10 protein-coding genes are annotated in these 10,744 nt (G+C 66.5%); 1 reads left to right on the top strand and 9 read right to left on the bottom strand.

Annotation, left to right across the window (positions count from 1 at the left end):
- Nucleotides 1–207: 207 nt before the first annotated feature.
- From der to VGC77_RS16590, 9 genes are all read right to left on the bottom strand, one after another.
- Nucleotides 208–1,590 (bottom strand): ribosome biogenesis GTPase Der, encoded by a 1,383-nt coding sequence (gene der, locus VGC77_RS16630; RefSeq protein ID WP_331172678.1) that lies wholly within the window; start codon nt 1,588–1,590, stop codon nt 208–210.
- A 61-nt stretch (nt 1,591–1,651) separates the two neighbouring features.
- Nucleotides 1,652–2,176, bottom strand: coding sequence for a hypothetical protein (locus VGC77_RS16625; RefSeq protein WP_331172677.1), 525 nt, complete (start codon nt 2,174–2,176; stop codon nt 1,652–1,654).
- An 84-nt stretch (nt 2,177–2,260) separates the two neighbouring features.
- Nucleotides 2,261–2,914: a tetratricopeptide repeat protein gene (locus VGC77_RS16620; protein ID WP_331172676.1), complete on the bottom strand. Its 654-nt coding sequence runs from the start codon at nt 2,912–2,914 to the stop codon at nt 2,261–2,263.
- Nucleotides 2,915–3,073: 159 nt separating this feature from the next.
- Nucleotides 3,074–3,898, bottom strand: coding sequence for a 3-methyl-2-oxobutanoate hydroxymethyltransferase (gene panB, locus VGC77_RS16615; RefSeq protein ID WP_331172675.1), 825 nt, complete (start codon nt 3,896–3,898; stop codon nt 3,074–3,076).
- Nucleotide 3,899: 1 nt separating this feature from the next.
- On the bottom strand, nt 3,900–4,484 hold the full coding sequence (locus VGC77_RS16610; RefSeq protein WP_331172674.1) for an NnrU family protein: 585 nt from the start codon (nt 4,482–4,484) through the stop codon (nt 3,900–3,902).
- 246 nt (nt 4,485–4,730) lie between these two features.
- The gene (locus tag VGC77_RS16605; RefSeq protein WP_331172673.1) at nt 4,731–5,342 is read right to left on the bottom strand and encodes a hypothetical protein; all 612 of its coding nucleotides are present in this window, start codon (nt 5,340–5,342) and stop codon (nt 4,731–4,733) included.
- 259 nt (nt 5,343–5,601) lie between these two features.
- Complete coding sequence (locus VGC77_RS16600) at nt 5,602–6,048, bottom strand: cache domain-containing protein (protein WP_331172672.1); 447 nt, start codon at nt 6,046–6,048, stop codon at nt 5,602–5,604.
- Between the two features lie 211 nt (nt 6,049–6,259).
- Nucleotides 6,260–9,355, bottom strand: coding sequence for an autotransporter domain-containing protein (locus VGC77_RS16595; protein ID WP_331172671.1), 3,096 nt, complete (start codon nt 9,353–9,355; stop codon nt 6,260–6,262).
- Nucleotides 9,356–9,605: 250 nt separating this feature from the next.
- The gene (locus VGC77_RS16590) at nt 9,606–9,872 is read right to left on the bottom strand and encodes a hypothetical protein (protein ID WP_331172670.1); all 267 of its coding nucleotides are present in this window, start codon (nt 9,870–9,872) and stop codon (nt 9,606–9,608) included.
- 94 nt (nt 9,873–9,966) lie between these two features.
- Between VGC77_RS16590 and VGC77_RS16585 the strand changes: the two genes are divergently transcribed.
- On the top strand, nt 9,967–10,221 hold the full coding sequence (locus tag VGC77_RS16585) for a hypothetical protein (protein WP_331172669.1): 255 nt from the start codon (nt 9,967–9,969) through the stop codon (nt 10,219–10,221).
- The last annotated feature ends 523 nt before the right edge of the window (nt 10,222–10,744 follow it).

The following is a 10,744-nucleotide window of genomic DNA, read 5'->3' as shown; positions in this document are numbered from 1 at the left end:
CGGGTTCGATGGAACGACGGACGAAGGCCCAAGCTGAGGTTCGGGCTTCAAAGCCCTCGGATGACCCGGTCTCTCGTCCGCCACCGCGCGAGACAGCCTACCGCCTCGCCCAGCAGAATTTAAGTTACAAGGATGACGGCGGTGTGAGTTGCAAGGCTGACGGCGATAGGCGCGGTGGTGGCGAACAAGAACGCGCGCGTCGGCGCCTCAGTTCGGCCGCCGCCGCTTGTGTGCAAACGGGTTGGCCTTTTCGCGCAAGGTGATCCGCACCGGCGTGCCGGGCAGATCGAAGAAGCCGCGCAGGCTGTTGATCAGATAACGCAGGTAGGATTCCGGCACCGCGTCGGCGCGCGAGCAGAACACCACGAAGCTCGGCGGCCGCGCCTTGGCTTGCGTCACGTAGTTCAGCTTCAGCCGACGCCCCGACACCGCCGGCGGCGGGTTGGCCTCGATCGCCTGTTCGAACCAGCGATTCAGCGACGCGGTCGGCACCCGCCGGTTCCACACCGCGTAGGAATCCTCGATCGCCTTCATCAGCCGGTCGATGCCCTCGCCCATCAGTCCGGACACCGCGACGATCGGCACGCCCTTGACCTGCGGCAGCAGGTGATCGACGTCGGCGCGCAGCGCCGCCACCAGGCTAGCCTGCTTGCCCATCAGATCCCATTTGTTGACCGCGATCACCAGAGCGCGGCCCTCGCGCTCGATCAGGTCGGCGATCCGCAGATCCTGCTCCTCGAACTTGGTCTGCGAATCCATCATCAGCACGACGACTTCGGCAAAGCGCACCGCCCGCAGCGCGTCGGCAACCGAGAGCTTTTCCAGCTTCTCCTCGATCCGCGCGCGCCGGCGCAGGCCGGCGGTGTCGAAGATCCGGAACTGGCGGCCCTTGTAGTCGACCTCGACGGAAATCGAATCCCGCGTGGTGCCGGCCTCGGCGCTGGTCAACAGCCGCTCCTCGCCGAGCAGGTGGTTGATCATGGTCGACTTGCCGGCGTTCGGCCTTCCCACGATCGCGACCCGGATCGGCCGGGTGGAGAAGTCTTCTTCGCTGACGCCCTCGACCTCGTCGTCCTCGCCGAACAACACGTCGGGCTCCGGCATCACCGCGCGCAACGCGTCGTAGAGGTCGCTCAAGCCCTCGCCGTGCTCGGCGGAAATCTGGATCGGATCGCCGAGCCCGAGCGCATAGGATTCCATCGCGCCGATCTCGCCGTGCTTGCCCTCGCTTTTGTTGGCGAGCAGGATCACCGGCTTGTTGGCGCGGCGGGCGAAGTCGGCGAAGGCGCGGTCGTTGGGGGTGAGCCCGGCGCGGGCGTCGATCACGAACAACAGCGCATCGGCCAAGGCGATCGCCGCCTCGGTCTGCTCCTGCATCCGCGCCACCAGCGAGCCCTTGGCGCCCTCGTCGAGGCCTGCGGTGTCGATGATGGTGAATTCGAGGTCGCCGAGCTTGCCCTGGCCCTCGCGGCGGTCGCGGGTCACCCCCGGCGTGTCATCGACCAGCGCGAGCTTCTGCCCAACCAATCGGTTGAACAGCGTGGATTTGCCGACATTGGGCCGGCCGATAATGGCGAAGGTGAAGGACATCGGTGATCCGTGCGCTGATTATCGACGACATGTCAATGTCGGGGCGCGCGAAGCCCGTCGTTCAGCGCTGGAAACTGCCGCCCGGCAGCGGCGCCGGGAACGCCGAGGACGGCGACGACGACTGCGCCGGCGCCGTGGTGGTGGGTGCGGCGGCGGGCTCGTCCGGCGGCGGCGCGGTGGTGCGGCGGCGCGATGGCTTGGCGGGCTTCGGCGCCGGCGGCGCCGCGGCCGTGCTGCCGTCCTCGTCGGCCGCGGGCTCGGCCTCCGGCGCGGGCCTGGCGGCGACCGGCTTGCTGTGGCTCTTCGGCTTCGCCGCGCGTTTCGGCTTGGCCTCCTCCGCAGGCGCCGGCGCCGCGGCGTCCGGCTCCTCAACCGCGCCGCGGTAGAGATTCTTCGGCACCCCCTGCTCGAGCCCGGGGACGCCTTCGGGGAACACCGGCTTGCGATCGCCCGGCAGCTTCTTCTTGGTGTCGAGGAAGTCCAGAAGGTCGGTCGGGTCCCAGCCGCTGGTGCTGCCGCAGCCGGTCAGGGCGCTGCCCAGCGCGATCAGCACGGCGGCAGAAATCAGACGAGAGGTACGGCGCATGGGGGTCTCACTCAACTCGGGTCGTCGTGTCGGCGGTATCGGTCGCGAATTGGCTTGCCTTGGGTTTGCCACAAGCTTTTGGCGTCAGCTTTTGGCGGCCGGCGGCAGCAGCGCCTGCAGCACGTCGGCGCGGCTGCGCAGGGTCGACGGCGTCTCGGCATCGGTGGAAATCAGCTCGAGCCATTTGCGCGCAGCGCTCGCATCGCCATTGCGCCAGGCCGACAACGCCAGCAATTCGCGCGCGGTGTGGCGATAGGTGCCGTCCGCGGTGGTCGCCGGCTCCAGCCGCTGCAACAGGTCGGTGTAGCTCGCGGTTTCCAGAAGCAGGCCAGCGGCGCGGACTTTCGCGAGGTCGCGATCGACCGCCGGCACCGCGCGATCGGCGGCGATGTCGTCATAGGCCTTGGCTGCCGCCTGCGCATCGCGGGTCGCGATCTCGGCGGCGGCGCGCAGCCGCGCCAGCGTGCGATAGCCGGCCGGCGCGGTGGCGGCGATCTGAGCGAACGCCGCCTCGGCCTCGGCGTGTTTGTTCTGTTCGGACAGATCGGTCGCCTGGTTGAACGCGGCGCCGGCTTCGGCGGCCTTGTTGGCCTCGAAATACTGATAGCCGCGCCAACCGCCGACTCCGACGATGATCAGAATCGCGACGACGACGATCAGCAGCGAGTAACGATCCCACAGCCGCTTGAGCTGTTCGCGACGCAGGTCCTCGTCGACTTCGTTAAATAATTCAGACACTTAAATGTATCCCATCCCCGAATGGCGCGGCCGCGCGGCAACGCGCCGACGCCCGCCTGCCGCAATCCCGCGGCGGCGATACCCTAGCGATATGGCGACGACAAGGCAAAGCAAGCCCGATCAAAGTGTCGACCGCACAGCGCGGCGCGACGCCGCGGCTCAGCTCTTGGTCTTCATGCCGTAGACGTGCTCCGGCCCCGGAAAGACGCGCGAGCGCACCTCGCTGGCGTAGTCCTTGATCGCAGCCTCGATGCCGGGGCCGAGATCGCCGAACCGCTTGACAAATTTCGGCGCCCAGGGCGACAGCCCGAGCATGTCTTCGAGCACCAGAACCTGACCGTCGCAGGCGGCGCTGGCGCCGATGCCGATGGTCGGAATCGCGATGTCCTTGGTGATCTTGGCCGCCAGCGGCTCCGCCACGGCTTCGATCACCACCGAGAACGCGCCGGCCTCGGCGACCGCGCGCGCATCGGCCTCGATCGGCGCCCAATTGCTCTGCTCGCGGCCCTGCGCGCGAAACGAGCCCAAGGTGTTGATCGATTGCGGCGTCAACCCGATATGGCCCATCACCGGCACGCCGCGCTCGGACAGGAAGCGGATGGTCTCGGCCATCTTCACCCCGCCTTCCAGCTTCACCGCGCCGCACAGGCTTTCCTTCATGATCCGCACCGCGGAGTGGAACGCCTGCTCCTTCGACGCCTCGTAGGAGCCGAACGGCATGTCGACCACCACCAGCGCCTCCTTGGAGCCGCGCATCACCGCGCGGCCCTGCAGGATCATCATGTCGAGCGTCACCGGCACCGTGGTCTCGAAGCCGTGCATCACATTGCCGAGCGAGTCGCCGACCAGGATGACGTCGCAATAGCGGTCGACCAGGGCGGCGGTGTGGGCGTGATACGAGGTCAGCATCACTACCGGATCGCCGCCCTTGCGGGCGCGGATGTCCGGCGCGGTCTTGCGCTTGATCGTAGATTGAACCGACATCTTAAGCTCCAAACACGGGAACGCCGATCACCACCGGATGGAAGGCGAAGGCCAGCGCCAGATAGGCGACGATGCCGACCGCGATCGCGATCAGATCGTTCTTCGGGCCGCCCACCGGAATCGGCGGAGCGCCGGGATCGCTGCGCCGCTTCAGCGAGATCCGGTCGAACACCGCCCAGCCGAGGATGGAGCCGAACAGGATGATCGAGCCCAGATCGCCATTGGCGATCAGATGCGCCACCGCCCAGGTCTTCACCCCGGTCAGCATCGGATGTTTCAGCGTGGTGTAGATGCGGCCGCGCAGATAGGCGGCCACCACCATGATCACCGCCGGCAGCATCAACGTCGCGGCCAAATGCTTGCTCCAGACCGGCGGATGCCAGATGTCGATCATGCCGGCGGCCCGATAGTCGCCAAAGCCGTAGGAGATCAGCGCGATGCCGGCGATCGCCACGATCGCATAGCCGATCTTGTAGACCGCCTCGCCGCCAAATCCGATCAGCCGCGCGCGCAGGTCGCGCTGCGTGGTCAGGACATGGACGCCGACGAACAGCGCCAACCCCAGGATCATGATCGCAAGTCCCATGGCACTCCCCCTGGCGCCGCCCGTCGGCGCCGGCCAATTTCAACTCTGATCGACGGCTCAGGCAGGTCGCCACAGCCGCGCGCAAGCTGTTCCGCGTATCATTCTTTATGGGAAAGAGGCAATGCTGCGCCCGCGCATTGCCGGCTTGCCGCGCCGGCCAAACCTTGCCGGCCAAGCCGCGCCCGCCGTGCGGCCAGCCGCGGCTGCAACCCGCGAGCTTGATCCCAGCGGCAAAGGTTCGGCCGGTCAATTCTGTCGCGACGGCTGCGGCAGCGCCCGATTATCGACATAGCGGATCATGATCGGCCGTCCGGCGATGGCGCCGCCCAGCGCCGCGGTGAAGCGCAGCGGCAGGCAAGCTCCGAGCGAACCGTTGATCGCGTCGAGATAGCTGCTGCGGATATCGGCCGGCGCGTCCCTGCTGGCAAAGGTCAGCCGCGGCGGCGCGATCATCTCGCCGGATTTGCGAAAGCTGAACAGCACCGAGAGCTGCATGCCGGCGCGTGCGGCCGCCGGATCCGGCGGCGCCCAGCACGCCCGCAAGGCCGCGAACAGATCGCCGATGCTGTTCAGCGCATGGTCGGGCTTGCGATAGCGGGCGACCTCATCCGCAGCCGGCGCGCTGAGGATGGTGAGTTGCAGGTTCTCGCCGATCGGATAGTCGATCTCGGGAACGCAGGGGCCGTGATTGAACACGCTGCAAAAGGACGGGGTGCAGGGCACGCCGTCGAGCACGCTGCAGGGCGCGTGCGCGAATGGCGTGGCATCGACCGCATCGCGCGGCCGCGCCTGAGCGCTCACGGTGAAGGCCAGCACGGCGGCGGCAAACAACACGACGGCAACGATACCGCGCAGCATGCAGTTCCCTCACGCTCGCCCCTGATGAGAGATGAGGGCGACGCGCCATGGGATCAAGGGCTTTGGCGATGATCGGCGCCGCAGCGCGAGAGCCGTTATTTCGGGGCGCGAGCAGCGTCAGCGGCGAGTGAGCCCGGAATCCATAACCCCTGTAGGCATATAGATTCCGGACTTGCTCGTTGTTCGAACTCGCAATCCGGAATGACGGCCGCATCTCGGTGAGGCGGCGGCGAGTTCCTCGCCGCCGCCTCGCAAAGGCTTACTTGTAATAGCCGACCGCACAGGTCTGATCGCCGATCTTGGTGACGTAGGAGACTTTCTGCACCGGCTCGGTCTGGCCCGGGCGCGGCCACAAATAGCTGACTTCCTTGACGTCGCCTTCCTTGGCGGTCGCGTAGATCTCTTCGCCGAGCGGCTTACCGGCCTTGTCCTTCAGGTCCTTGAGGCTCTTGCCGGTCAGCGTCGGATGCGCGGTGAACAGGCCGTCGGGACCGCCGCAGAACGGATAGAGATCGCGATCCTTGAAGCCGCCTTCGCCCTTGGTGAATTGCGCGAGCGCGGTGGCCTTGTCGGCCTTCACCGCGGCGGCGGCCTTGTTGAGCATCGCCTTGGCTTCGTCGGCGGTGCCGAATTCGCCGGCCGAGGCGGCCGAGACGGTGAGCGCGCCAACCATGGCGGCGAGGCAGAACAGTGTCTTCCTTGTCATGGCAGATTCCTCCTTGCAGGCTCCTGTTTCGGAGCTGCGCGAACACTACAATCGGCGCGGCTTTGCGGTCTGCGCGACTTATGACTAATCCCGATACGCAAGTACCGCTTGTTGTGCGCTGCGACGAAAAACCCCACCGCTGTGTGCGGTGGGGTCGGTCGATCTACGGCTGTTGCCGGCGAGATGAGCCGTCGAACGGATCGCCGCGCGGTTACCAGGAGTAGCGCACGACGCCCTTGCCGGCGTAGGACTGCGAGACGTCGGAGAACTCGCCTTCGAAGGTCGCCGCCACCGAAATGCCGCCGCGCCATTGCAATTCGGCGGACGCGGTGGTCAGCGCCAGATCGTGGGCCTGCGCCGCGCCGTTGACGACGAAGCTCGCCAACGGCAGCGATTGGAAGGTCGCGCCGATCGAGCGATCGTTGTTGAAGTCGTGGGCCCAGGCCGCACGACCCCGCAGCGTCAGGATCGCCTCGTTCAAGGCGTAGGACTTGTCGCCGCGCAGACCGAGTTCGCTGCGGGTGTCGGTGACATCCTTCGACGCGTAATTCAGGGCGAAGGCGCTGGCGCCAGCCAGCGCGGTTTCGCCATAGGCCGGCAGATCGAAGGTGGTGAACTGCCCCGCGGCATAGGGCGTGATGCCGATCTCGGCGACTGGCGCGACCAAGCGGTAGCCGCCCTCGACCCGGCCGGTCAGCGCGTTGGCGTTGAACTGCGCCCGCAACTGACTGGTTCCGGCGATGGTGACGGTGCGATCGGTGGTGATGTCCTGCCAGCCATAGGCCAGCGCCGCCGACAGATAGGTCGGTCCGACGCTGTGGCGGACGAAGGCGCCGGCCTGGAACAGGTCGGATTTGCCGCTGCCGAGGCCGTTGCCCAGGCTGTAATTGGTCGCGCCGCCGGCCAGCGCGAAGCCGGCGACGGTCTCCGGCGAGAAGTAATAATCGGCGCCCACAGCGACGCCGTAGATCCGGCTGGTGGTGGTTTCGGACCCCAGCGCCACGTTGCCGTCGGTGCTCTGCGAGCCGCCGAACCCCGCCGCCCAGACGCTCCAGCGCGGATCGTACACCGTGCTGCGCGGCACCGCCTTGGTGATCAGGCCGTAAGCCTCACGCTCGGTCCCCGAGCGCTTGCGGCCGGTGGCGGCATAGGCATTGGCGCCGCCGTCCTCGTCGGCGAAGGACAGCGCGCCCGGCGCCGCTCCGCCGGCAGCGCCGCGGCCGGCGATGGTCGGATCGAGCAGCAGGCCGGTGAACTGCGTCATCGCGTTGAAGGTGGTCTGCTGCGTCCCGGTCGCCGCCTGCCCGGCAGCCTGCGCCAGATTTTGCCCGACATTGCCGGCGAAGATGCCGCCAAGCGCGCCGCTGCTGCCGGCAGCATTGAAGGCGGAGTCGAGTGCGGCGCCGACCGCGCGCTGGTTGGCGTTGGCGCCGGCGATCTGGCCGAGGCTCGAGCTGAGGTTCAGCGAGACGGCGTTGGCGGAATAGCTGAGCGCGCCGCTGATGCCGGTCGGCGTGGTCAGCGTCGCGAACCGCGAGCCGCCCAATCCGGCCGAGTTCAGGATGGTGGTCGGAGTATTGAACTTGTAGCTGCTGGTCGGCGATGCGACCTGGACGCCGCCGGCCAGGGCCGCGGTGCCGCTGACGCTGGTCAACGGCGCACCGGCACTGCTGACCTGGACCACGTAAAGCGCGCCGGACTGCAGCGCCAGGCTGCCATTGATCTTCAGCGAACTGCCGGCGGTGCCGTTGCCGGGCTGCAGGGCGCCGCCGCTGGTCACAATGGTGCTCGCCACGGTGCCGGTGCCGGCCAGCACGCCGGTGTTGCCGACGGTGACATTGCTGCTCACCACGTCGCTCGGCGCCAGCGTGATGGTGCCGGTGACGTTCTGGAAATAGCCGATCGCCGAATACAGATCGAGCCGCGACCAGTAGCTCAGCGCGGTGCCGTAGAACGCCGCCAGCGCGGTACCCTCGGTATTGACGATGATCTGATTGATGGTGCTGGTCTGCAGGTTGCCGTAAATGCCGCCGCTCGGCGCCAGCGCCTGGGCCGCCGCGGTGCTGCCGCCATAGACCGTCGCCAGCAGGATCGAGGCGTCGGGCCCGCCGCTCGGGGCGGCTTCGCGCGGCGCCTCGGCGTAGCTCAGCGTCGGCAGGCCGTAGGTCAGCCGGGACTGATACAGCGTCTGGTTGGCCGCCGAGGCGACGTAAGGATCATTCGCGGTGTTGGCGGTGCTGCTGGCGCAGCTGGCAACGGTGGCGCCGCACTGGGTCGAGAGGTAGCCATTGAGCTCGGTCTTCGCCTGCGTCACCAGCGTCGGCAGATCGATTGCGGTTCCGGTGACGGTGGTGTTGTTGACGTAGTTCGGATTGCTCAGGGCCTGTGCCAGCTCGTAGCTGACGAAGGAGCGGCTGGCGATGATGTCGAGCGGATAGTGCACGCCGAGCGCGATCCGGCTGTTGCCGTATTCGGAGGCGCGCAGCAGCATGCTCTGATATAATTCCGGCACCAGAATGCCGAGCAGCATCGAATCGGTGAAGGCGTAGGTGGTGTGCCCGCTCGGGAACGACGGGTTGGTCTCGAGGCCGCTCAGCGCGGTCGGATCGAACACGTTGAACTGGCTCCGGGCGACCTGCACCGGCCGCGAACTGCCGTAGACGTCCTGCCCGGCCTGGGTGTTGGTCACGCCATAGGCCAGATCATAGACGCTGTTGGTGGTGTTGGGCAGACCGTTGAAGGTCGGCAACGTGTAGCCCGCCGGGGCAACCGCAGGAATCGCGACGTAACCGGCCGGCGTGCTGCTCGGATTGGTCGCAGCACCATTGGCGAAATAGTTCTTTGCGACGCCGAGATCGCTGCTCGTGAAGTTGTAGGCGCCGGTCAACAGCCTGACCGTATTGGCCAGCGGCCCGCTGGTGCCGTTGGCGACGCCGGTCTGGTAGATCGAGCCGAGCACGGCGCCGAAGCCGCCCACCGCCTGCTGCGGCGTGATGCCGTTGACCGGGGTTTGCGCCGGCAGGCCACCGGCGAGGTTCGCGGCGACGCCATAGGTGCCGAGCCCGACCGAGGACAGATTGTTGCTGGCGCTACCGAGCAGGTTCTTGTCGCTGATCGCCAGTTGCTGTTGCGCCAGCGTGGTGCTGGTGTTGACCTTGATGGTCTGCTGCAGATTGGCCTGCAGCGTGGCCTGGCCGGCGGCGGTGAAATTCAGCCCCAGGAACGGCGCCAGAAGATTGAGGACGTTGACGTTCGCCCCCGACACATTGGCGGTCTGCGCCTGCGCGGCGCCCGCAAAGCCCAGCACGGCAACCAACGCCGTCGACCGCAACAGTCGCAATTTGAAATGATGAGTCCGTCCGCAACGCATCTTCGCCCCTTTCGATCACACAAAGCCTCAGCCTGTGCGGGACGTAGACCGTTAAGGTTTCAGTAACGTGACGAATTGTTAACGGCTGTGACAACGCAAAGATTGAAAATAGCCGTTGCCGGCGCGCATCACTCGGGCGCTGCGGGCCGCGACCGATCGCCGCTCGCCCGGCGAGGATAGCTGCGGCTCAGTGCGCCGCCATCCAGGCCCGGGCCTCGCGCTGCGCCTGCGCGATTTCGCTCTCGGTCATCAGTTCGGCGACCTCGCGACGCAGCGCGATGGCATCGACCCGGCCCTTCAGCGCGGCGAGGTTGAACCATTTATGCGCGGCGACGAGGTCGAGGCCGACCGAGCGGCCGCAGGCATACAGCAGGCCGAGTTCGAACAGCACCTCGGGATTGCCCTCGGCTGCCACGGGCGTTGCGTGATCCAGACCGAAATTGCCCTGAAACATCTGTCTCTCCATCTGCGCCGGCCCGAGCTTGGGCGGCGTCCTGTCCAATCGTTCACCCCATCCCACCGCCGTATCCCGGCGTGTTGGGAGCAGCATGCCGATCACATTTGAAGAGCAGTTTAAGTATCGCGATGAATCGAATCTGAACGCGGCATGGTTTCGAATTCGCTGCGATTCAAAAAACCATTGCGGCGCAGCGCTTGGCGCCGCGCGGCCAGGTCTGCTTCGGCTTTGCCGTTGGCAGATCGATAACCATCGCGACGATGATGCGGAATGCCGCGCCGCTCGCCGGCGCCGCAACGCCAGCGCAGCACTGCCACCGCTGCGCAGCCAAAAGATCATCGGATGAAATGGAGCTGTCGAGGGGCGCGCCGGGCGGCGAGCCGCGGCGGCAGATACGAGGGCGTCGGCGAACAGTCAGGACCAAATTTCACTACCGCGGTAACCCGCCGGTGAAACCGCGGACCGAAGATCCGCACCGCATGAAGAAAACTGTTCTTCTGCCGAACCGGATTGGACCAGGAGACCCTGGTCAAGCATCGCGATCCGGCCGTTTGACCTGATGTCTCGCCGACACCCTCTTTCGTCGACCAGAGCCGAGGCTGAAGTTCGCTCTCTTGAAATTTCGTAGGTGAAGCGAACTGGTCCGCCGGCTCGTGTGACGTCGCCGGCGTCAGAACCGCCGGCCATTTCCGTGACGAGGTTACTTCTTCTTGGCGACCTTCTTGGTCTTCTTGGCGGTTTTCTTCACCGCGCTCTTGGTCGCCTTCTTCGCTGCCTTCTTAGCTTTCTTGGCCATGGTGCCCTCCGATAAGTGAGATGGCTTAAACGCTGCGTGCACCCGGGAATCGAAATGCACTACAACCCGAATA

The sequence above is a fragment of the Rhodopseudomonas sp. genome, from assembly GCF_036404135.1.
In the GTDB taxonomy this organism is placed as follows: domain Bacteria; phylum Pseudomonadota; class Alphaproteobacteria; order Rhizobiales; family Xanthobacteraceae; genus Rhodopseudomonas_A.
Note: the sequence above shows the minus strand (reverse complement) of the source record. Positions and strands in the feature narration are given on the sequence as shown.